This window comes from Pseudomonas sp. Z1-29 (assembly GCF_051131995.1).
Classification (GTDB): domain Bacteria; phylum Pseudomonadota; class Gammaproteobacteria; order Pseudomonadales; family Pseudomonadaceae; genus Aquipseudomonas.
Genome location: NZ_CP071645.1, coordinates 2,584,427 through 2,606,848, shown reverse-complemented (window position 1 = coordinate 2,606,848; position 22,422 = coordinate 2,584,427). Strand labels below are relative to the sequence as shown.

Sequence of the window (22,422 nt, the reverse complement as noted above, 5' to 3'; positions counted from 1 at the left end):
TAAGATGAGTGCCGTCAAAGACCCCGCACAGCAGAACAACAAGACCCTGGTCAGCCTGCGCAACCTGAACAAGCACTACGGCGACTTTGCCGCCGTGGACGATATTTCCCTGGAGATCCAGGATGGCGAATTCCTGACCTTCCTCGGCTCCAGCGGCTCGGGCAAGAGCACCACCTTGTCGATGCTGGCCGGCTTCGAAACCCCCAGCAGCGGCGAGATCCTGGTGGACGGCAAATCCCTGGTCAACGTACCGCCGCACAAACGCGACATTGGCATGGTGTTCCAGCGCTATTCGTTGTTCCCTCATCTGTCGGTGCGCGACAACATCGCCTTCCCGCTGGCGATCCGCAAACTGGCCAGCGCCGAACGCGAACGCCGGGTCGATGCCATGCTCAAGCTGGTGCAACTGGAAGAGTTCGCCCATCGGCGCCCTTCGCAACTGTCCGGCGGCCAGCAGCAGCGCGTGGCGATTGCCCGGGCGCTGGTCTATGAACCGCGCATCCTGCTGATGGACGAACCCCTCGGCGCGTTGGACAAAAAGCTGCGCGAAGATTTGCAGGACGAACTGCGCCAGTTGCACCGCCGGCTGGGCATCACCATTGTCTACGTCACCCACGACCAGGAAGAAGCCATGCGCCTGTCCCAGCGCATCGCGATCTTCAGCCACGGCAAGATCGTCGGCCTGGGCAGCGGCTACGACCTCTACCAGAATCCACCGAACGCCTTTGTCGCCTCGTTCCTGGGCAACTCCAACTTCCTCAAGCTCAAGGCCCAGGGCAATGCCGCGGCGACCTTCGAAGGCCAGTCACTGTCGATCCGCCTGACCACCGGCCTGCAAACCGACCAGGACGTGTTGCTGATGGTCCGCCCGGAAAAAGCCCTGGCCCTGAGTGTCGAGCAGGCGACCCAGGACACCCTGCCGGCCGGCTGGAACGAAGTCTCGGCCACGGTCGTGGAGGTGCTATTTCTTGGCGAAAGCCAGACCTGCAGCGTGGTCACCTCCGGCGGCACCCAGATGACCGTCAAGGCGCTGTCCGCCGCCGGCATGCCGCTCAAGGCCGGCGACCCGGTGCGGGTGCGCTGGGCCGCCGCCGATGCCTGCGTCTACACCCAATGGGCCGAGAGCGACCTGAACAAGGCCGCCGGCGCCCACTGAGAACACTGCGTCATAACCGCCTGCGAGCGAGGACTGCGAAATGATCGATGCCAACCTCTACAAACAAGTCATGGGTTCGTTCCCGTCCGGGGTGACGGTGATCACCACGCTGGACGATGACGGACAAATCGTCGGGTTGACCGCCAGCGCCTTCAGTTCATTGTCGATGGACCCGGCCCTGGTGCTGTTCTGCCCCAACTACAGCTCCGATTCCTATCCGCTGCTGATCCGGAACAAACGCTTCGCCATCCACGTGCTTTCCGGCGGCCAGCAGAACGAAGCCTACGCGTTCGCCCGCAAAGGCAAGGACAAGGCCCAGGGCATCGAATGGACCTTGAGCGAGCTGGGCAATCCGTTGTTGGGCAACGCTACCGCCATCATCGAATGCGAACTGTGGCGTGAATACGAGGGTGGCGACCACGCCATCATGGTCGGCGCCGTGAAGAACCTGATCGTGCCGCAACACACACCGGGGCCGCTGGTTTATTGCCACGGCAAGATGGGCGCCCTGCCCGTCCTCGCCTGAACCGATCGTCAACAATAAAGAGAAAGCGCCATGAAATTTTCCCTGTTCGTACACATGGAGCGCTGGGACGAAAGCGTCAGCCATCGCCAGTTGTTCGAAGACCTCAGCGAGCTGACGCTGATGGCCGAAGCCGGCGGTTTCAGTACCGTGTGGATCGGCGAACATCACGCCATGGAATACACCATTTCGCCAAGCCCGATGCCGCTGCTGGCGTACCTGGCCGGCAAGACCACGACCATTCACCTCGGCGCCGGCACCATCATCGCGCCGTTCTGGCACCCGCTGCGAGTGGCTGGCGAATGCGCGTTGCTCGACGTTATCAGCAACGGCCGCATGGAAGTCGGGCTGGCCCGGGGTGCCTATCAGGTGGAATTCGACCGCATGGCCGGCGGCATGCCAGCCTCTTCCGGCGGCCAGGCATTGCGGGAAATGGTCCCGGTGGTGCGCGCGCTGTGGCAAGGCGACTACGCCCACGACGGCGAGATCTGGAAATTCCCCACTTCCACCTGCGTGCCCAAGCCCATCCGCAAGCCTCATCCGCCGATGTGGATCGCCGCCCGCGACCCTGACTCGCACAACTTCGCCGTCGCCAATGGCTGCAACGTGATGGTCACGCCTTTGATGAAAGGCGATGAAGAAGTCCTCGACCTGAAGAACAAATTCCAGGCCGCCCTGGACAACAATCCCGACGTGCCACGTCCGCAATTGATGGTGCTGCGCCACACCCATGTGCACGCCGAGGACGATCCCGAGGGCTGGAAGATCGGTGCCCAGGCAATCTCGAAGTTCTATCGCACCTTCGACGCCTGGTTCGGCAACAAACAGGTGCCGGTCAATGGCTTCCTGGCGCCAAGCCCGGAAGAAAAATTCGCCGAGCGCCCGGAGTTCCAGCTGGAGAACATCCGCAAGAACACCATGGTCGGCACGCCGCAAGAGATCATCGAGCGGATCAGGTACTACCAGGAACTGGGCGTGGACGAGTTCAGCTTCTGGTGCGACAACAGTTTGCCGCATGCCGAGAAGAAAAAATCCCTGGAGTTGTTCATCCAGCAGGTGGTGCCGGCGTTTCGCTGATCCTGTGGGAGCGGGCTTGCTCGCGAAAGCGTAGTGTCAGTCAGTATCAATGTTGAATGTGCCACCGCCTTCGCGAGCAGGCTCGCTCCCACAGGGTCTGGAACACCCGCAGCCTATGTGGGAGCGAGCCTGCTCGCGAAAGCGGATTGAAGCTGAAAAAAATGCCCGGACATTTGATGCCCGGGCATTTTTATTCAAGCACTGCGATCAGAACGTCACGCTGGCGCTCAATCTGGCAGTACGCGGCTCGCCGACGTTGACCTGCAACTGGCTCCCGGTAGACGACGGGTAGTACTGCTTGTCGAACAGGTTGTCGACGTTCAACTGCAACGAGGTCTTTTGTCCGAACACCGGCGACTCCCAGCGCAGGAACGCGTCGGCGACGGTGTAGCTGCTGAGCCAGAAATCGTTGGCGTTGTTGGCGGCGCGTTCGCCGACATACCGCGCTCCGGCCCCGGCGTGCCAGGCGCCGAATTCGGCCGGCACGTTCAGATGGTGGCTGAGGTATAGGCTGGCGGTGTGCTTGGGAGCATCGGCCAGACGGTGGCCTTCGTCCTCCGGATCGTCGAGGATTTCCGTATGGGTGTAGGCGTAAGTCCCGATCAGGTCCCAGCGGTCGGCGAGGCGGCCCGTGATGTCGAGTTCCAGACCCTGGGAACCTACCTTGCCGGCGGCTTCCGCCAGGGTCACGCCATTGACCGTGGAGGACGTCACGACGTTTTTCTTCACGATGTCGAACAGCGCAAGGTTGATATTCAAGCCTGGGAGCGGATCGTACTTTGCGCCGATTTCATAGCTGCGGCCCTCTTCCGGATCGAAGGTATTGCCGGCGTCGTCAACGTCGTCGTTCGGCTTGAAGGAGCGGCTGTAGTTGCCATATAGCGACAGGCTGTCGGTGGCTTTGTAAACCAGGCCGAGGAATGGCACGAAGGCGTCGCCGTTGTCATCGCGATTGAGTTCGTAATCCCTGCCTACGCCTTGATCGCTGTATTGGTCGTAATGTTGATAACGACCACCGACTACAAGAATCCAGCGGTCATCCAAATGCCAGTTGTCTTTCAGGTACACGGAACTGGAATTCAATTGATTTCGCAGGTCACTGTCGGTAGTGCTGACCAAACTCGGCTCTGGCAGGTTGCCGTAAACCGGTGAAGTTATGTTGAAGCCGGGCTGCGGGTTGCCACGATAGGTCTTGCCCCGGAATTGATCGGACACTTGATTATCGATGCCGAGCAACAGGTCATGACGCTGGCCGAGCAGCTCTTGCTTACCCATGAAATCCCAACTGGCGTAACGGGTCTCATCATCATAATGGGCGCCATTGGCCCTGCGGCGCAGAACATTTCCTGTGAGCGTAGCGGGCTGGGCAATCGCAAGACTGTAGCGGTCATTGTTCCAACCGTAGGTCACCCGGGTTTTCCACGCCTCGCTCAGCTCGTACTCGAACCGTGCGGTGGCCGTCTCGCGGATCCCGACGCTCTTGGCCCAAGGCTCGTCCAGGCGCTTGTCATAGTCGATGTCGGCCGGATGCCCATTCTTGAACACCGTGCCACGGTCAAACGGGTTGGAATATTCGTTGTACTCATAACTCAGGTTCAACGAAGCACGCTCACCGGTCCAGGCCAGCGATGGCGCCACCAGCGTGCTCTCGTTGACGCCGTAGTTGCGCCAGTAATCCTCATGGCCGCGTTCGGCGATCAGGCGATAGGCCAACCCGGTGTCGCCCAACGGCCCGGTGGTGTCCAGGGCCATGGTGCCGCCGCCCTCGCTGTAGGCGGAACCGCTCAATGTGGTGCTCTGGGTGTATTCGGGCTTCTTGCTGATGACGTTGATCAGGCCACCCGGTTCCAGCGCGCCGTACAACATAGAGGCCGGGCCCTTGAGCACTTCGACTCGCTCAGTGGTGGCGCTGAAGTTATGGCCCAGGTTCGAACGCACACCATCGCGCAGGATCGAACCGTCATCGTTGGTGCCAAAACCGCGCTTGACCAGCGAGTCCCGGGAGCCCCCCAGGGTGTTGCCCTGGCTGACGCCGCTGACGAACTTCATCGCGTCGTTCAGCGAGCGCACCTGGTAGTCCGCCAGGGTCTGCTGGGTCACCACGTTGATCGACTGCGCCTCTTCCTTGATCGGTACATCGCTCTTGCTCGCCGTGCTGGCTTGCGTCGCCGTGTAGCCTTCGTCCTGAATGATCCGACTGCCTTGCACATCCGTGGTGGGCAGTTCAAGGGTGTCCTGGGCCTTCAAGGGGCTTGCCATGAAACAGCAGGACAGCGCAGGTAAAACACATTTGACGAGGGCATTGCGGTAAGCGAGGGGGGTGGAACGATTCAAGACGCTGCACTCATGGGGGGATGTGAATGAGAGCGAATATACTTTGAGAATCATTCCCAGTAAATCTTTTGTATCAAATTGATAGCGCTATACACCCTGTAGGAGCGAGCCTGCTCGCGAAAGCGGTGGGTCTGCCAGCATTGATGTTGGCTGTACCTGCGCCTTCGCGAGCAAGCTCGCTCCCACAAAGTGATATCAAATCGCCCTGCTACCCTAAAGCTTTGGCGTCAGCGGTCGAATGTATTCCATTCAGTGATTTTTTTGCCCAGGAGCAGCGGCATGCAGACGTTAAAGGCCTTGTACGAGTCTATCGAGATGCAATTCTTCGATACCCTCACCAAAAAGCTTTCAAGCCTTTTCCTGCTGGTCGTCGTCAGTGGCCTGCTGTACTGGGTCGCCGTCAGTGCCCGGGCCGATATTCTCGTGCAGTTGCGCACGGCCCAACTGGACGCCGCGCTGCTGGGCCAGATCGAAGATCGCCTCGACAGCCTCACCCATGCCCTGCTCTTCGGCGCGCTCCTGACGTTCGGCATGATCAGCTTCATGGTCTGGTATTTCCGCCACCTCATCGTGCGCCCCGTCACTGTGATGACCAAGGCGCTGGAAGAGATCGCCAACGGCGAAGGCGACTTGTCCAAGGACTTGCCGCTGGTCACCCATGACGAGATCCGCACGCTGGCCGCCACCTGCAACCGCTTCCTGGCCAAGCAGCGCGAGATCATCAGCAACGTCCAGGCCTTGACGGTGCACATTGCCGTGGAGTCGGCCCGTTCATTGAAGAACATCAGCGACTCCAGCGACAGCGCGACCCACCAGGCGCGCTTCGCCAAGGAAGTGATGGACCAGAGCAACACCGCCGTGGGCCGTATCGAAGAAGTCTCGCGCCAGACCCAGGGCATCTCCAGCACCACCGCGCAGAACCTGAACATGGCCCGCGATTCCTATGCCGAGTTGCTGGAAGTGACCGGCAACATCAGCGAGATCTCCAGCAGCCTGGGTGAGTTCGCCACGCTGGTGGACGCGCTGAACCAGCGTTCGTCGAGCATCAAATCCATCGTCGGGCTGATCCAGCAGATTTCCGCCCAGACCAACCTGCTGGCACTCAACGCCGCCATCGAAGCGGCGCGCGCCGGGGAAAGTGGCCGTGGCTTCGCCGTGGTCGCCGATGAAGTGCGCACCCTGGCGCAGAACGTCAGCCGGGCTACCGATGATATTTCGCGCAACATCGACGCGATGCTCCAGGAAGTCAGTTCCACCCACGAGCAGACCACCCAGATCAGCCACAGCGCCCGGGAAACCCAGAAGGTAGTGGAACGTGCCTCTGGCCATTTCGAGAGCATGATCGTCGACTTCGAGTCCACCAATGGCAAACTGGCGGATATCGCCGACCACATCCAGCAGTTCGCCGACTCCAACACCGGTATCAACGAACGCGTCACCCAGATCCATGCCGACAGCCAGTCGATCGACCAGCGCATGCAGCAGTCGGCGACCGCCACCCGCGATCTGTCCGGTGTTGCCGAGAAGGTCCAGACGCTGCTGGGCCGCTTCGTGCTCGGCCACGGCAAGCTGGACGCCGCCATCACCCGCGCCAGCGAATGCCGCGACACGCTGCAGGTTCAGCTGCAGGCGCTGCAGGAACAAGGCATCAACCTGTTCGACCAGAATTACCAGCTGATCCCGGGTACCGATCCCAAGCAATACATGACCAGCTACACCGAACGCTTTGCCCGGGTCTGCCAGGAAGAATGCGACAAGCTGACCCGCAGCACGCCGGGCGGCAAGGTCTCGTTCATCGTCGATACGAAGGGCTATTGCCCGGTCAACAACAGCTGGGTGTCCAAGCAACCCACTGGCGACCGCGCGGTCGACCTGCCGGTGTGCCGCAACAAGCGGATCTTCAACGACCCTATCGGCCTGCGTGCGGCGGGCAACGTCCAGCGCTTCCTGCTCCAGACCTACCTGCGCGACACCGGGGAAATCATGACCGAGATCGACGTACCGTTCTTCTTCGGCGGCCGTCACTGGGGCAACCTGCGGGTGGGGTTTGATGCGGCGGTGTTGCTGGCTGACTGATCAAAGGATCAAGCCAGACAATTGTGGCGAGGGAGCTTGCTCCCGCTCGGCTGCGCAGCAGTCGCAAGACGGGCGATGCGGTCAGCCTGAAGAACCGCCGGGGCCTGCTGCGCACGCCAGCGGGAGCAAGCTCCCTCGCCACATTGGCCTTTCTGCGCACATACAATCCTGAGTCTGCCCCACAAGGGCATCTGTGGCACATGCAAATCCTGGGTCCAACCGAAAACAACTGTGGGAGCGAGCCTGCTCGCGAAGGCGTCAGGTCAGTCGACATCTTCATCGACTGACACTCCGCTTTCGCGAGCAGGCTCGCTCCCACAAGGGCATCTGTGGCGCATGCAAATCCTGGGTCCAACCCAAAACAACTGTGGGAGCGAGCTTGCTCGCGAAGGCGTCAGGTCAGTCGACATCTTCATCGACTGACACTCCGCTTTCGCGAGCAGGCTCGCTCCCACAGGGGATTACTTCAGTTCAACAGCATTTGGGGCCACCCTTGCCACCGTAACGGGCTTCCTGGCGTTCTCGGAAGAACGCCTCGTAGTCCATCAGCGGCTTGTCGGGGTGCTTGGTTTGCATGTGCTCGACGTAGTTGTCGTAGTCGGGCATGCCGACCATCAGGCGGGCGGCCTGACCGAGGTATTTACCGAGGCGACTCAAGTCATTGAACATCGTTGCAATCCCCTATCAAGCGTCCGGCAGCGCCTGGAATGGCGCTTCCTTGTCCGTGCGTTCTTTCGTGCCCCAGGCGGCGATGCCGACCTTGAGCGCGTAGAACAGGATGCTGAAGACCACGAACAGGAACAACACCGTCAGCGTTGCGTTGGTGTAGGCGTTGAACACCACGTGCTGCATCTGCTCGATGCTCTTGGCCGGGGCCAGGATCTGGCCGGCGGCCAGGGCATCGTTGTATTTGCGCGCCAGGGCCAGGAAGCCGATCGCCGGGTTGGCGTCGAACAGCTTGATCAGGCCTGCGGTGGTGGTGCAGATCAGCAGCCAGCTGGCCGGCAGCAGCGTGACCCAGACGTAGCGCTGGCGCTTCATCTTGATCAGCACCACGGTGGCGAGCATCAGCGCGATACCGGCCAGCATCTGGTTGGAGATGCCGAACAGCGGCCACAAGGTGTTGATGCCGCCCAGCGGATCGATCACGCCCTGGTACAGCAAGTAACCCCACAGCGCGACGCAGCCGGCGGTGGCGATCAGGTTGGCGGTCCACGATTCGGTGCGCTTGAGGGCCGGGACGAACGAGCCGAGCAGGTCCTGCAGCATGAACCGCCCGGCACGGGTGCCGGCGTCTACCGCGGTGAGGATGAACAGCGCTTCGAACAGGATCGCGAAGTGGTACCAGAACGCCATGGTGTTCTCACCCGGCAGCACCGAGTGAAGGATCTGCGCGATACCCACCGCCAGGGTCGGCGCACCGCCGGCACGGGCCAGGATGGTGGTCTCGCCGATGTCCTTGGCCACCGCTTGCAGCGCGTCGGGGGTGATTGCAAAACCCCAGCTGCTGACGGTCTGGGCCACAGCCACCACGTCGGTGCCGACGATCGCCGCCGGGCTGTTCATGGCGAAGTACACGCCCGGCTCGATCACCGAGGCCGCGACCATCGCCATGATCGCCACGAACGACTCCATCAGCATGCCGCCGTAACCGATGTAGCGGGCGTTGGTTTCGTTATCCAGCAGCTTGGGCGTGGTGCCCGAGGAGATCAGCGCGTGGAAACCCGAGACCGCGCCGCAGGCGATGGTGATGAACAGGAACGGGAACAGACCGCCCTTCCACACCGGCCCGGTGCCGTCGGTGAACTGGGTCAGCGCCGGCATTTTCAGCTCGGGCATGGTCACCAGGATGCCGATCGCCAGGGCGATGATGGTGCCGATCTTGAGGAAGGTCGACAAATAGTCCCGTGGCGCCAGGATCAGCCACACCGGCAGCACCGCGGCGACAAAACCGTAGCCGATCAGCATCCAGGTGATCTGGATCCCGGTGAAGGTGAAGGCCTTGGCCCAGACCGGGTCGGCGGCGATCTGCCCGCCCAGCCAGATCGAACCGAGCAGCAACAGCACGCCGATGAGCGAGATTTCACCGATGCGGCCCGGGCGGATGTAGCGCATGTAGATGCCCATGAACATCGCGATCGGGATGGTCGCCATCACCGTGAAGATGCCCCACGGGCTCTCGGCCAGGGCCTTGACCACGATCAGCGCCAGCACCGCGAGGATGATGATCATGATCAGGAAGCAGCCGAACAGCGCGATGGTGCCGGGGATGCGGCCCATTTCCTCGCGCACCATGTCGCCCAGGGAGCGACCGTTGCGGCGGGTCGAGAGGAACAGGACCATGAAGTCCTGCACCGCACCGGCCAGCACCACGCCGGCGATCAGCCAGAGCGTGCCGGGCAGATAGCCCATCTGCGCCGCCAGCACCGGCCCGACCAGCGGCCCCGCGCCGGCAATGGCCGCGAAGTGGTGGCCGAAAAGGATGTGTTTGTTGGTCGGGACGTAGTCCAGGCCATCGTTGTTGAGCACGGCGGGCGTGGCCCGGCGCGCATCGAGTTGCATCACGTTGTTGGCGATGAAGAGGCTGTAGTAGCGGTAGGCGACCAGGTAGATGGCCACAGCCGCGACGACGATCCAGAGGGCGTTGATCGGCTCTCCGCGGCGCAGGGCCACGACGCTCAACGCACACGCTCCCAGAACAGCCACGGCAAACCAGGCGAGGTGTTTAACCAGACGGGTTGTCATTGCATGTCTCCTGCCGATATCCAATGGATTGCGGCGATTGTTTTTATAGTGTGGCCCCGGCAATTCGGAGCTGGCCCAATATCCCTGCTGGCCGTCAATAAATAAATCCGTAGTACTACGTAGATGCCAATTCCTCCCTGTGGGAGCGAGCCTGCTCGCGAAGGCGTCGGATCAGTCAGCATTGTCGTTACCTGACACACCGTCTTCGCGAGCAGGCTCGCTCCCACACAGGCTCGCTCCCACAGGTTTTATGTTTCACCCATGGGTTTGGCATATGATGCCGCCATTCGCCTCCCCGCCGGATCCGGACAGGAGTACAGATGCTGCTCAAACACAAGATCGTCGCTCTCGGGATCCTGCCGCTGGTCCTGGCGATTGCCGTTATTGGTGCCTTGGTCATCTCGCTCAATCGCCAGTTGGGTGACCAACAGGCGCAGCTGATCGAAGACAGTATCCTGGCCAGTAAACGCGCCGAGCTGAAGAACTACGTAGAGATGGCGCAGAGCCTGATCGCCCCGTTGTACAACGACGGCCAGGGAGATGCGCGGGCACAGCAGCAAGTGCTGGAAGAACTGCGCAAGCTCAGTTTTGGCATCAACGGTTATTTTTTCGTCTACGACCGCCAGGGTCGCAGCCTGATGCATGCCCGCCAGTCGGAGCTGGTGGGGCAATATCTCTGGGACATGAAGGACCCACAGGGCCTGCCCGTCATCCAGGCCTTGCTCAAGAGCGCCGAATCAGGCGAAGGCTTTCAGCGCTATGCCTGGAACAAGCCCTCCTCCGGCCAGGTGACCGACAAGCTCGCCTACGTCGTGATGCTCGATCGTTGGGGCTGGATGCTGGGCACCGGGATCTACCTGGAAGACGTCGAACGCGCCACCCAGCAGGCTCGCGCCGAAGTGGCCCAGGGCATCCACACCACCATGCAGGCCATCGCCGCCATCGCGTTGGTCGCGGTGCTGCTGGTGTTTGCCGGCGGCATCACCCTCAATGTCAGCGAGCATCGCCTGGCCGACAAGAAACTGCAGCGCTTGAACCAGCGTATCGTCAGCTTGCAGGAGGAAGAGCGCTCACGGGTGTCGCGCGAACTCCACGACGGCATCAGCCAGCTGTTGGTTTCGATCAAGTTCCAGTTCGAACTGGCCAGCCATGTGATCGAGAACGGCCAGGAAAATGGCCTCGGCATCTTGAAGAATGCGACCGATCGACTGGGCGAAGCGATCGGTGAAATCCGTAGCATTTCCCATGATTTGCGTTCCTCGTTGCTCGATACCCTGGGCCTGCCCGCCGCCATCGGCCAGCTCGCGGCGGAATTCGAACAGCGCAGTGGCCTGGAAGTGTCCTACCGAAGCAACGAATTCGACTGTCGCCTGGAAAACGGCGCCCCGGTCTCGCTGTTCCGGATTGCCCAGGAGGCGCTGACCAACATCGAGCGACACGCCGGGGCGAAACGAGTCGCCATCACCCTGTTCGGTTCGGGCCAATCCCTGCGCCTGACCGTGGTGGATGACGGGATGGGCTTCAACGTCCCGCAGGTCGAGCGTGGTCACACCGGCATCGGCCTGCGTAATATCCGCGAACGGGTCGAGCATTTTGGCGGGCGGCTGGAAATGACCTCGGTTCCGGGACGAAGCGAACTGGATATCCTGTTGCCCATGACCCTGTCGGCCACGGAAAGTTGATGCGCGTTCATTTCCACAAGAGCACCTGCCCATGACCCTGCCCCCCGCCATACGCGTCGCCCTGGTCGACGATCACTCGCTGGTTCGTGATGGTATTCGCGCGCTGCTGTCCGTCATGCCTCGCCTGGACGTGGTCGGCGAAGCGGAGAACGGCGCGCAGGCGATCGACATGGTCGGGCGCTGCCAGCCGGACCTGCTGCTGATGGACATCGGCCTGAAGGACATGAACGGCCTCGAGCTGACCCGGCTGCTGGGCAAGCAATACCCCGGCTTGAAGATCCTCATCCTGAGCATGTACGACAATCATGAGTACATCAGTGAATCCGTGCGCGCCGGTGCCAGCGGTTACGTGCTGAAGAATTCACCTTCCAAAGAGATCATTGCCGCCATCGAAGCCATCATCGGCGGCGGCACCTTCTACAGCGCCGAGATCGCCCAGCGCCTCGCCACCGACCCGAACACCGACAGCGAACTGACGCCGCGCGAGAGCCAGGTCCTGGCGAAAATGGTCGAGGGGCTCAATAACAAGGAAATGGCCCGTGAACTGGACATCAGCGTACGTACCGTCGAAACCCACCGCCTGAGCATCCGCCGCAAACTCAATATCGACAAGCCTGCGGCGCTGGTGAAATACGCGATCGATCACGGACTTGTTTCCCGCTAGCGAGGGAGCTTGCCTGGCTGCCTTCCGAGCAACACCAAAGCCACTACAAACGACAGCGCCACGGCAATGGCGCCGCCCAGGTAAACCGCACCAATGCCCCAGCCACTCGCCAACAGGCCGGCCAGCGGGCTGGTGATGCCCAGGGCAATATCGAGAAAGGCGACATAGGCGCCCATGGCGAGACCGCGAGCCTGTGGTGGTGCACGCCGCACCGCCTCCACGCCGAAACCGGGAAACGCCAGGGAATAACCGAAACCGGTGAGTGCCGCCCCCAGGTAGGCGCTGGTCGCGCTGTCGGCGCTCCAGATCAGCAGCAGCCCAACGCTTTCGATCAATACACAGACCAGAGCCACACGGGCGCCGCCGATCTTGTCCGGAAGGTGCCCGAACAGCAGCCGCGCACCGATGAACGCCACGCCGAACGCGGTGAATGCCAACGAAGCGTTGCCCCACTCCCGGGCCGCGAACAACAGCGCGATAAACGCCGTGAGAACACCAAAACCGACGCTGCAGAACGCCAACCCCAGGCCGGGAACCCAGACAGCGCCGAGCATCTTGTAGAACGGTGTACGCCGGGTCGCCGTAGGGGCGACGGCGCGCACGCCGGCGACAATCGCCAAGGCCAGCAGCGGCACGAACATCGAGGCCAGGACGATGCCCACGAAGCCCCAACCGGCATTCAACGCAACACCGAGCGGCGCACCCAGTGCGTAGGCGCCGTACATGGCGATGCCGTTCCAGGCCATGACCTTGCCGGCATGCTGCGGCCCCACCAGGCCGATGCCCCAGCCCATCGCTCCGGTGACGATGAGGCTTTCCCCGATCGCCAGCAGCACGCGGCCGCCCGACAAAAGCCAGACCGACGTAACCGGCTCGGCAACGAACGCCAGGGAAAGCAGATAGACCAGCCCGGAAACGGCGGCCGTCACCAGCCCGGCCATGACCGCGCGCTTGCCGCCACGCACGTCGGCAAAATTGCCGGCCCAGGCCCGTGACAGCAGCGCCGCGGCGAACTGTGCCCCGACCACCAGGCCAATCACCAGCGTGCCCATGCCCAGCGTGTCATGCAGGTGCAGCGGCAAGACCGGCAATTGCATGCCGATGGTGAGGAAACCGACAAACACGGTCAGTGTGAGCGGCAACAGCTTGAGCGCCGGATTGGCCTCGACGGTTGCCCCGAGCGCCGATGCGGCGCCGAGATGAAGTTTTTCTTGAGTCATGACCCTACCCATGGAAAGGAAGCGAAGTGAAGTTGAACGGCGTCTGCGCAGCCGACTAGAATGCGATCAATTAGTCGCATTCAAGATACGAATAATCCGTCGCATTGCCTATTCGCATTCCTTTTGAGGTGCATGAACTTCATGTCTGAACGCCCAAGCCCGCAGATTTCCTCGCGCAAACAGCCAAAACAGGCCCGCTCCACCGAACTCGTGGCGGCCGTCCTGGAGGCGGCTGTTCAGGTTCTGGCAAGCCACGGCGCCCCGCGTTTCACCGTGGCTCGTGTGGCGGAGCGCGCGGGCGTCAGCGTCGGGTCGGTGTATCAATACTTCCCGAACAAGGCGGCGATCCTGTTCCGGTTGCAGAGTGACGAGTGGCAACAAACCACCGCCATGCTGCGGGACATTCTGGAGGACCAGGGCAAGCCGCCTCTGCAGCGATTGAGGGATCTGGTGCACGCGTTCATCCAGTCCGAATGCGACGAGGCGCAGATACGCATCGCCCTCAATGACGCCGCCCCGCTCTACCGCGATGCCCCCGAACATCAGACGGCGCGAATCTCGGTGCAGCAATCGGTGGACGCTTTCATGCAACAAGTGCTGCCGGAAGCCAGCACGCAGACCCGCGCCCTGGCCGGTGACCTGATCATCACCACGCTCGGTTCCGTGGGTAAGCGATTTTCGGCAACGCCACGCTCCGGCGAGGAAATCCGGGCCTATGCCGATGCCATGGCCGATATGTTCTGTGCCTATCTGGAGAGTCTGCGGCAGAAAGCCGTCGAGATCGCGCCAGGCTGACTGCTCGTCCCGACGATCCGGTGACAGCCCGCCGACACTTTTACTACACTCGCCCGTCTTGTCCCTCCCTTTGCGAGACGTCCGATCCATGAAAACCATAACAAGCACGATGACGTTCTGTGGCCTGCTGGCGTTCTGCGGCAGCGCCCTGGCCGAGCCAACCCCTTCGCATCTGGACAAGGTCCTGCAACAAGGTGAACTGCGGGTGTGCACGACGGGCGACTACAAGCCCTATACCTACAAGGCCGCATCGGGTGAATACGAGGGCATCGACATCGACATGGCCCGTTCCCTCGCCAGCAGCCTCGGCGTCAAAGTGCAATGGGTCCAGACCACCTGGAAAACCCTGATGCCAGACATGTTGGCCGGCAAATGTGACCTCGGCATGGGCGGGATTTCGGTGACCCTGGAACGGCAGAAAAAAGCCTATTTCAGCAGCACCCTGGACGTTGACGGCAAGATCCCCCTGGTGCGTTGCGAAGACCAGTCGCGCTACCAGACCATCGAGCAGATGAACCAGCCTTCGGTACGTCTTGTAGAGCCTGCCGGCGGTACCAACGAAGCCTTCGTGCGGGCATTCCTGCCCAAGGGCCAGCTGGCGTTCCATGACAACGTGACCATCTTCCAGGAGCTCCTGGAAAAACGCGCCGACGTGATGATCACCGATGCCTCCGAAGCGCTCTACCAGCAGAAACTCAAACCGGGCCTGTGCGCCGTCAACCCGACCCAGTACCTGCAATACGGCGAGAAGGCCTACCTGCTGCCGCGCGATGACCACACCTGGAAAATGTACGTCGACCAGTGGCTCCACCTGAGCAAGGCCAATGGCAGCTACCAGAAAGTGATCGGACAGTGGCTGGCCGTCCCCGGCGCCCAGTGATGTATCTGCAAATAAAAAACCTGTGGGAGCGAGCCTGCTCGCGAAGGCGTCCGCTCAGTCGACATCTTCATCGACTGACACACCGCTATCGCGAGCAAGCTCGCTCCCACAAGAGCACCTGTGGCGCATGCAGATCCTGAGTCCAACCCACAAGAGCATCTGTGGCGCATGCAGATCCTGAGTCCAACCCAACAACTGTGGGATCTGTGGCACATGCAGATCCTGAGTCCAACCCAACAACTGTGGGATCTGTGGCACATGCAGATCCCGAGTCCAACCCAAAACCACTGTGGGAGCGAGCTTGCTCGCGATGGCGTCCGCTCAGTCGACATCATCATCGACTGACACTCCGCTTTCGCGAGCAGGCTCGCTCCCACAGGAATGGCACGGTCAGGCGTGTTGCCCTGACCTCACTGCCCCGCCCGCACCTTGGCGATTTCGGCGTACATCATCTTCACCAGCTCACCGTCCAGGGATTTGGCGAATTTATCGATCACCGGCTGCACGCGTTCGCGGAAACGATCTTTCTCGGCCGGGGTGATTTCGTTGACGGTCATGGCGCCCGCCAGCGTCGCCTTGGCCTTGTCCATGCTCGCCGCGGTGACTTCACGCTGGAACTTCTGTGCCTCGCTCGCGGCCTCGCGGATCAGCGCCTTTTCATCGTCGTTGAGGCGGTTCCAGGTTTTCTGACTGATGATCAACGACTGCGGATTGAAGATGTGGCCCGTCACCGAAAGGTACTTCTGCACCTCGTAGAATTTGTTGCCTTCGATCACCGTGAACGGGTTTTCCTGACCATCAATAGTGTGTTGCTCCAGGCCGGTATAGACCTCCGGGAAAGCCATCGGCACCGGGTTGGCGCCCAGGGCACTGAAGGTTTCCAGATAGATCGGCGACTGGATGACGCGAATCTTCAAGCCCTGCATGTCTTCAAGTTTCGCCACTGGATGCTTGCTGTTGGTCAGGTGACGGAACCCCAGGTCCCAGTAACCCAGGCCGACCAGGCCCTTGCTGTCCAACTGCGCCGCGAGTTTCTGGCCGACCGGCCCGTCTATCACCGCGTGGGCTTCCTCGGCGTTGTTGAACAGAAATGGGAAATCGAGCATGGCGAAATCCGCGGCCTGGGCAGCGAGAATGCCGGAGTTCAGCACCGTGATGTCCAGCGTGCCGCCTTGCAGGGCCGAGACGGTCTGCACATCGCCGCCCAGGGTTCCGCCGGGGAACAGACGAACCTTGAGCTTGCCGCCGCTCTTTTCACTGAGCAGGTCGGCAAACTTCTGCGCGCCCTGCCCCTGCGGATGCTCCTTGACGTTCTGGAAGGCAAAACGCAGGGTGCGCTCGCGGATCTCAGCGGCGTGGCCGGCCACGCTGCCGAGCAGCAAGCCTGTTGCGCAGGCCCCGGCCAGCAAGGTTTTCATCAGTTTTTGCATGTCAGTCTCCGATCTTTATTGTTGTTGGTTTCGAGCTGCTACGGATTGCACCGGCATCAACCGGTGAAGAACTTCAACGGTCCCAGGACGAGCTGAGGGAACAGCACCAGCAGGAACAGCACCGCAAATTGCGCAAGCATGAACGGCCACACGCCACGCACGATTTCCTCGAATTCCAGCTTCGCCACGCCGCAGACCACGTTGAGCACCGTGCCCACCGGCGGCGTGATCAGGCCAATCGCGGTGTTGATCAGAAACAGCACGCCGAAGTACACCGGGTCGATGCCCGCCTGGATCACCGCGGGCATCAGCACCGGCGTGAGGATGAGGATGGTCGGGGTCATGTCCATCACCGTGCCGACCAGGATGATCAACGCCATCATTACCAGCAGCAGGAGGGTCTGGTTGTCCATGAACGGTGCCAGCAGGTCGGCCAACTGGCCCGGCAGGTCGGCGATGTTCACCAGCCAAGACGAGACCATCGCGGCCGCCACCAGCAACATCACCACCGAGGTGGTCCTGGCCGACGACAGGATCACTTCGTACAGCTGGCTGATCTTCATTTCCCGGTAGATCACCAACGACACGAACAGCGAATAGACCGCCGCGACCACCGCCGCTTCCGTGGGGGTGAAGATGCCGAACTTGAGGCCGAGGATGATGATCAGCGGCAGGCCCATCGCCCAACTGCCGTCCAGCAATGTGCGCAGCACCTCGGTACGGGAGCGCTTGGGCGCCGTCTCGACATTCTCGCGGCGGGAGATGAACCACCAGGCGATGGCGAGCCCGACACCGAGCATGAGCCCGGGCACAATTCCGGCCAGGAACAGCTTGGAGATCGATACCCCGGAGGCCACGCCAAAAACGATGAAACCTATGCTCGGCGGAATGACCGGCGCGATGGTGCTGCCAGCGGCGATCAGCCCGGCCGAACGCCCTCGGTTGTGCCCGGCCAGGACCATCATCGGCACCAGCAGCGCTGCCAGTGCCGCCGCATCTGCCACCGCCGAACCGGAAAGCGAGGCCAACAGGCAGGAGGCGATGATCGCGACATAACCCAGGCCTCCGCGCTTGTGCCCCACCAGCGCCATGGCGATGTTGACGATGCGCTTGGACAGGCCGCCGACATTCATGACTTCGCCGGCCAGCATGAAGAACGGCACGGCCATCAACGGAAAGCTATCAGCGCCATTGAGCAGGTTCTGCGCGATGATCTGGGCATCGAACAGGTCCAGGTAGAACATCAGCGCGACGCTGACCACCAGCAAGGCAAAGGCAATCGGCATACCCAGCGCCATGCTGCCCATCAACGACCCGAGGAAAATGGCCAAGGTCATGGGCGGCTACCTTTGAGGGTGTCGTGGTTGATTGCCGAAGCATCGCTGGCCTCGACCATCACCAGCTCGTCATCCGCGAGTTTGCCGAACAGCGCCAGGTACAGTTCATACAGCAGAATGACGGTGGCGCTGACGCCGAACACCAGGCCGGCGGCGTAGAACAACGCCATCGACAGACCCGAAGCCGGCGCAACCACGTCCAGGTTGATCACCGCCTGTTGCCAGCTGCCGCTGACGATCAAGCCGCAGATATACAGCATCAGCAAGTGGCTGATGACCAGGCAGGCACGCTTGCCGGCGGGCGGCAAGCGCTTGACCAGGCTGTTCATGCCCAGATGGGCGCGGTCCTTGAGCGCCACCAGGGCGCCGAGGAAAATCATCCAGACGAAGAACCAGCGCGACAGTTCTTCCGAAACGCTGATGCCGGAGTTGAACGCATAGCGCAGCACGACGTTGCCGAACACCAGCACGATCATCGCGACCATGCACAGGACAATCAGCAGCTTCAGCAGCTTGAAATACAAATCGACGACTTTTGTCATCTTGAAGACCTCACAGGTTGACCGAGCGCCGACATGCATCCGGCGCGACAGAGCGCAAACGCGTGCGCTATCGGATCGAAACCGAAACGTCCCGGCAGATACCGGGGCTGGAGGCGTGAGACGGGGCGAAAGCCATTGGACGGGAGCGCATGAGGACCTCTGTTTTTTATTATGGCCTTGCCTGGGCATGGCGAGGCTGAGTGCCAGCTAAAATGTACTACCCAGTTAATTCGGTCAATAACCTTGCAGGGCCTGAGCACGGATCAAGACGGAACTAGCGTGCGATTATCGGTCACTGGTCAGTGGATTACGGGTCTGACCCGCTGGTTACGGGGGGATTTGTATCGCTGTGTATATGGGCAGCGAATTGATACGAATTCGCCGATTTCACGCCTTACCGGCACACATCGCCGATACACCTGCGCGTTTAACTGCACACACCGGACAGCAGCACACAGGCGCTGCCACGGCCCACTCAATAACGCGCAAGGAGAATCACCATGTTCAATTTCTCGAAACTTTCATCCCTCGCAATCGCCCTGACGCTGGTTGGCGGTGTCGGCTTGTCGACGGCGGCCTCGGCCAAGAGCTCCCCTTCCCATGTCCAGGCTGCGCAGCAGCTGGCTGAGGGTGGCTCTGATCGTCTGATTCAGAATCGCGTCGCTGAAGGCGGGGCTGATCGGTTGCAGGAGCTGCGTGAACGCAGCACCGCATGAAAGCGCTGTTGTGGCGAGGGAGCTTGCTCCCGCTCGGCTGCGCAGCAGTCGTCAACCTGCCAGCCGGTTTTTCCTGGAGAACCGGGTTGAATGGTTTTGGGGCTGCTATGCAGCCCAGCGGGAGCAAGCTCCCTCGCCACAAAAGCTCCAAGCTCCAAGCTCCAGGGTTCAGGGCTTGATGTTTTTCAATTCATTGAGCAAACCCAGCAACTGCTGCATTTTTTCTTCGCCGAACTGTTCCTCGATCCGCCGGTAGTTGCTTTCCATGCCTTCGCTCATGGACACGAAACACTGCTGGCCGCGCTCGGTCAGGCCAACGAAAACCCGACGCTGGTCCTGGCTGGATTTCTGCCGCCGCACCAGCCCGTCGCGCTCCAGGCGAGTGAGCACGCCGGTCATGCTGGGCTTGAGGATGCAGGCCTGATGGGCGAGCTGGTGGCTCTCCAACTCACCCTGCTGGTGCAGAATGCGGATCACTCGCCACTGCTGCTCCGTAAGATCATGCTGGTTCAGCGCCGGACGAAAAAAAGCCATCGCCGCTTCGCGGGCTTGCAGCAGAGTCAGCGTCAGTGAAGGTCTCGGGTTGGCCATGTTCTAACTGTATGGATGGGCGAGTCGGCAGCTTAGTGTCGCCGGCAGGCTGCTGCAAGCGCCTCGCTTTTGTGGCGAGGAGGCTTGCTCCCTCGCCATGGGTCCATCGGTCTATTTGAACAACATGCCCGACTGCCGCTGCCGATACTCCCCCGGTGTCAGCCTGGCGTAACGCTGGAAAAACCGGCTGAAATACGCAGGGTCCTTGAAGCCGAGCTGGTAGCAGATTTCATTGGCAGAGCTGCCGGTGAACAACAACAGCCGCTTGGCCTCCTGCATCAGGCGCTCCATGATCAAGCGCTTGGAAGGCAGGTCGGCGATTCGTCGACACACGTCGTTGAGGCGCGCCTCGGTCACGCCAATGTCCGCGGCATAACGCGACAGGGGCCAGTGCTGGAAATAATGCGCTTCGATCAACTCATTAAAACGGTGGAAGATCTTCAGGTCTTCATGCCGCGCCGGCCTGGCTTCCAGGGAGTTGGAGCACAGCCGCAGCAGGCTGATCATGATCAGCCGCGTCAAGCCGTCCAGCGCCGCGCTGCGCCCCGGCCGCCCGGCCGTCACCTCTTCGCTCAATTCCTCGAACAGGCAGTCCAGCCGCCGCACCTCCCCCGTCTGCTCCGGCCCCAACTGCGCCAGCGCGACGCAGGACGCCGGCATCTGCACGCCTGCCGGCGCCAGGCTCGGATCGGCATCGATCAATTGCCACACCAGTTGCTGACGCACCGTCAGTACGTGTCCGTCGCTGTCGGCTTCGGTAACAAAAGCGTGGGGAATGGTCGGCGGCGTGAGAAAAAACATCGGCCCTGATTCGACGTACTGCCGATCATCCAGATACACCCGCACGGTGCCGCTCTTGACGTAGTGAACCTGGAAGAACCGGTCATGCCGATGGACCGGCATGTTGCGCCCAAAAAAGCCGGCCAGGTTGGCGAGCCGGTCGTAATGCACTTCGGCATCGCTGTAGCGCTGGTCGTACACCTGGCCAATATTGATGTTCGGGATCGGCTGCCGGTCGGTCATCGCATTACTCGTTTTTATTCTGATTCAGGCCACTGCCTGAGCTCATGCTGCGCCGAAATCGGCAGGGCAACCAGTGCCGGAAGATTCTGCCACGCTTGACGATAGTTAACATCTTAATTATAACTGTTAACACATTAACAATATCCGCAGAGCACTGGTCTCTGCCATCCCAGGAGACAAGCATGAGCCGTGCCCTGCATGACGTCGCGACCGGCACCCTGTTCGGGGTCGCGCTGAACTACCAGGGGCTGCTGAAGCAGCGCCTCGCCGAGTTCGAGCAAGCGCCTTACCAGAAGCCGCCGCTCAAGCCCGTGCTGTTCATCAAGACGCCGAACACCCGCAACCAGCACGAGGCCGAAGTGATTCATCCAGGCCAGGGCGAGCGCCTGCAACCCGGGCCGGCGTTGGGTGTGGTGATGGGCAAGTCCGCCAGCCGCGTCAGCGCCGACGAGGCGTTGAACTACGTGGCCGGCTACACCGTGGTCAATGAATTCAGCCTGCCGGAGGACAGCTACTACCGCCCCGCCGTCAAGGCCAAGTGCCGGGATGGCTTTTGCACCATCGGTCCCGACCTGGTGCCCAGCGCCAACGTTGCCGACCCCCACAGCCTGGCGGTCACGCTGTACGTCAACGGCGAGGTTCGCCAGCAGAACAACACGGCCAATTTCGTTCGCGACATCCCCCGCTTGATCGCCGAGATCAGCGAGTTCATGACCCTGCATGCCGGCGATGTCTTGATCACCGGCACGCCCGAGGGCCGGGTCGATGTACTGCCCGGCGATCGCGTCGAAGTGGACATCAGCGGCATTGGCCGACTCGTCAATACCATCGTGGCCGAGGAAACAGGAGCCGCCTCATGAAACGCGCACGCATTCACTTTGAAGGCCGGGTCCACGCCGTCACGGTCGAGAACGATAACGCCGTGCGCCTGGCCAACGGTCGGCTGCTGGCCGAAAACCAGGTGCAATGGCTGCCCCCGGCCACCGGCAGCATGTTCGCCCTGGGCCTGAACTATGCCGATCACGCTGCGGAGTTGGCGTTCAAGCCGCCGACCGAACCGCTGGCTTTCATCAAGTCCCCCGGCACCTATACCGGCCACAACCAGATCACCTGGCGCCCCGACAACGTTGCCTACATGCACTACGAGTGCGAGCTGGTGGCGGTCATCGGCAAACCGGCGCGCAACGTCAAGCGTGAGGACGCGCTGGACTACCTGGCCGGCTACACCGTCTGCAACGACTACGCGATCCGCGACTACCTGGAAAACTACTACCGCCCCAACCTGCGGGTGAAGAACCGTGACGCCACGACACCGGTCGGTCCGTACATCGTCGACGTTGCCGATGTTGCCGACCCCGGCAACCTGACCTTGCGCACCTGGATCAATGGCGAGTTGCGCCAGCAAGGCAGCACCAAGGACATGATCTTCGATATTCCCTACCTCATCGAATACCTGTCCAGCTTCATGACCCTGCAACCCGGCGACATGATCGCCACCGGCACGCCCGAAGGCCTGGCCGATGTGGTGCCGGGCGATGAAGTGGTCGTGGAAGTGGAAGGCGTCGGTCGCCTGGTCAACACAATCGTCAGCGAAGCCGAGTTCTTCGCGTCCCGGAAAGAGGCTTGAGCAG

At 61.4% G+C, this 22,422-nt stretch carries 20 protein-coding genes; 11 read left to right on the top strand and 9 right to left on the bottom strand.

What is annotated here, in order from left to right; translation table 11 throughout:
- The first annotated feature begins 4 nt into the window (after positions 1-4).
- The 3 genes from J3P84_RS12015 to J3P84_RS12005 are packed head-to-tail and all read left to right on the top strand — an operon-like array spanning position 5 to position 2,756.
- Entirely contained in the window at positions 5-1,156 is a 1,152-nt protein-coding gene (locus J3P84_RS12015; RefSeq protein WP_434630427.1) for an ABC transporter ATP-binding protein, read from the top strand.
- Positions 1,157-1,196: 40 nt separating this feature from the next.
- Positions 1,197-1,682 (top strand): flavin reductase family protein, encoded by a 486-nt coding sequence (locus J3P84_RS12010; RefSeq protein WP_434630425.1) that lies wholly within the window; start codon positions 1,197-1,199, stop codon positions 1,680-1,682.
- A gap of 30 nt (positions 1,683-1,712) precedes the next feature.
- Positions 1,713-2,756 carry an LLM class flavin-dependent oxidoreductase gene (locus tag J3P84_RS12005; protein WP_434630423.1) on the top strand — a complete coding sequence of 348 codons (1,044 nt, stop codon included), beginning with the start codon at positions 1,713-1,715 and terminating at the stop codon, positions 2,754-2,756.
- A gap of 207 nt (positions 2,757-2,963) precedes the next feature.
- Here the strand turns inward: J3P84_RS12005 and J3P84_RS12000 are convergent, their stop codons facing one another.
- Positions 2,964-5,015, bottom strand: coding sequence for a TonB-dependent siderophore receptor (locus J3P84_RS12000; RefSeq protein WP_434630421.1), 2,052 nt, complete (start codon positions 5,013-5,015; stop codon positions 2,964-2,966).
- Between the two features lie 354 nt (positions 5,016-5,369).
- Here J3P84_RS12000 and J3P84_RS11995 point away from each other — a divergent pair, with 354 nt between their 5' ends.
- Positions 5,370-7,166, top strand: coding sequence for a methyl-accepting chemotaxis protein (locus J3P84_RS11995; RefSeq protein WP_434630418.1), 1,797 nt, complete (start codon positions 5,370-5,372; stop codon positions 7,164-7,166).
- 471 nt (positions 7,167-7,637) lie between these two features.
- On the opposite strand, the gene J3P84_RS11990 is transcribed toward J3P84_RS11995, so the two are convergent.
- Positions 7,638-7,835 carry a YbdD/YjiX family protein gene (locus J3P84_RS11990; protein WP_003201656.1) on the bottom strand — a complete coding sequence of 66 codons (198 nt, stop codon included), beginning with the start codon at positions 7,833-7,835 and terminating at the stop codon, positions 7,638-7,640.
- 15 nt (positions 7,836-7,850) lie between these two features.
- A complete protein-coding gene (locus J3P84_RS11985) occupies positions 7,851-9,911 on the bottom strand; it encodes a carbon starvation CstA family protein (protein WP_434573701.1) in 2,061 nt (686 codons plus the stop codon).
- 320 nt (positions 9,912-10,231) lie between these two features.
- Here J3P84_RS11985 and J3P84_RS11980 point away from each other — a divergent pair, with 320 nt between their 5' ends.
- Together J3P84_RS11980 and J3P84_RS11975 are read left to right on the top strand one after the other, a co-directional pair.
- Positions 10,232-11,593 (top strand): cache domain-containing protein, encoded by a 1,362-nt coding sequence (locus tag J3P84_RS11980; protein ID WP_434601032.1) that lies wholly within the window; start codon positions 10,232-10,234, stop codon positions 11,591-11,593.
- A gap of 31 nt (positions 11,594-11,624) precedes the next feature.
- Positions 11,625-12,257, top strand: a complete 633-nt coding sequence (locus J3P84_RS11975; RefSeq protein ID WP_305500528.1) for a response regulator — start codon at positions 11,625-11,627, stop codon at positions 12,255-12,257.
- On the opposite strand, the gene J3P84_RS11970 is transcribed toward J3P84_RS11975, so the two are convergent.
- Complete coding sequence (locus J3P84_RS11970; RefSeq protein ID WP_434630413.1) at positions 12,254-13,477, bottom strand: arabinose transporter; 1,224 nt, start codon at positions 13,475-13,477, stop codon at positions 12,254-12,256. The genes J3P84_RS11975 and J3P84_RS11970 overlap by 4 nt on opposite strands.
- 141 nt (positions 13,478-13,618) lie before the next feature.
- On the opposite strand from J3P84_RS11970, the gene J3P84_RS11965 reads away from it, so the two are divergent.
- The gene (locus tag J3P84_RS11965) at positions 13,619-14,272 is read left to right on the top strand and encodes a TetR family transcriptional regulator (protein ID WP_434630410.1); all 654 of its coding nucleotides are present in this window, start codon (positions 13,619-13,621) and stop codon (positions 14,270-14,272) included.
- Between the two features lie 88 nt (positions 14,273-14,360).
- The gene (locus J3P84_RS11960; protein ID WP_434630408.1) at positions 14,361-15,152 is read left to right on the top strand and encodes a transporter substrate-binding domain-containing protein; all 792 of its coding nucleotides are present in this window, start codon (positions 14,361-14,363) and stop codon (positions 15,150-15,152) included.
- A 410-nt stretch (positions 15,153-15,562) separates the two neighbouring features.
- Here the strand turns inward: J3P84_RS11960 and J3P84_RS11955 are convergent, their stop codons facing one another.
- From J3P84_RS11955 to J3P84_RS11945, 3 genes are read right to left on the bottom strand one after another with little or no spacing between them, the layout of a single operon-like run.
- On the bottom strand, positions 15,563-16,582 hold the full coding sequence (locus tag J3P84_RS11955) for a TRAP transporter substrate-binding protein (RefSeq protein WP_434630405.1): 1,020 nt from the start codon (positions 16,580-16,582) through the stop codon (positions 15,563-15,565).
- Between the two features lie 56 nt (positions 16,583-16,638).
- Positions 16,639-17,919, bottom strand: a complete 1,281-nt coding sequence (locus J3P84_RS11950) for a TRAP transporter large permease subunit (protein ID WP_434630402.1) — start codon at positions 17,917-17,919, stop codon at positions 16,639-16,641.
- Entirely contained in the window at positions 17,916-18,461 is a 546-nt protein-coding gene (locus J3P84_RS11945) for a TRAP transporter small permease (protein ID WP_434630399.1), read from the bottom strand. The genes J3P84_RS11950 and J3P84_RS11945 overlap by 4 nt, the downstream gene beginning before the upstream one ends.
- A gap of 500 nt (positions 18,462-18,961) precedes the next feature.
- Between J3P84_RS11945 and J3P84_RS11940 the strand changes: the two genes are divergently transcribed.
- A complete protein-coding gene (locus tag J3P84_RS11940; protein WP_434630396.1) occupies positions 18,962-19,177 on the top strand; it encodes a phage infection protein in 216 nt (71 codons plus the stop codon).
- 168 nt (positions 19,178-19,345) lie between these two features.
- Here J3P84_RS11940 and hpaR read toward each other — a convergent pair whose 3' ends face one another.
- Positions 19,346-19,768: a homoprotocatechuate degradation operon regulator HpaR gene (gene hpaR, locus J3P84_RS11935; protein ID WP_305500516.1), complete on the bottom strand. Its 423-nt coding sequence runs from the start codon at positions 19,766-19,768 to the stop codon at positions 19,346-19,348.
- Positions 19,769-19,879: 111 nt separating this feature from the next.
- On the bottom strand, positions 19,880-20,791 hold the full coding sequence (hpaA, locus tag J3P84_RS11930) for a 4-hydroxyphenylacetate catabolism regulatory protein HpaA (RefSeq protein WP_434601042.1): 912 nt from the start codon (positions 20,789-20,791) through the stop codon (positions 19,880-19,882).
- Between the two features lie 182 nt (positions 20,792-20,973).
- Here hpaA and J3P84_RS11925 point away from each other — a divergent pair, with 182 nt between their 5' ends.
- Together J3P84_RS11925 and J3P84_RS11920 are read left to right on the top strand one after the other, a co-directional pair.
- The gene (locus tag J3P84_RS11925; protein WP_434630392.1) at positions 20,974-21,651 is read left to right on the top strand and encodes a fumarylacetoacetate hydrolase family protein; all 678 of its coding nucleotides are present in this window, start codon (positions 20,974-20,976) and stop codon (positions 21,649-21,651) included.
- Positions 21,648-22,418 (top strand): fumarylacetoacetate hydrolase family protein, encoded by a 771-nt coding sequence (locus tag J3P84_RS11920; RefSeq protein WP_434630390.1) that lies wholly within the window; start codon positions 21,648-21,650, stop codon positions 22,416-22,418. The genes J3P84_RS11925 and J3P84_RS11920 overlap by 4 nt, the downstream gene beginning before the upstream one ends.
- Positions 22,419-22,422: the final 4 nt, after the last annotated feature.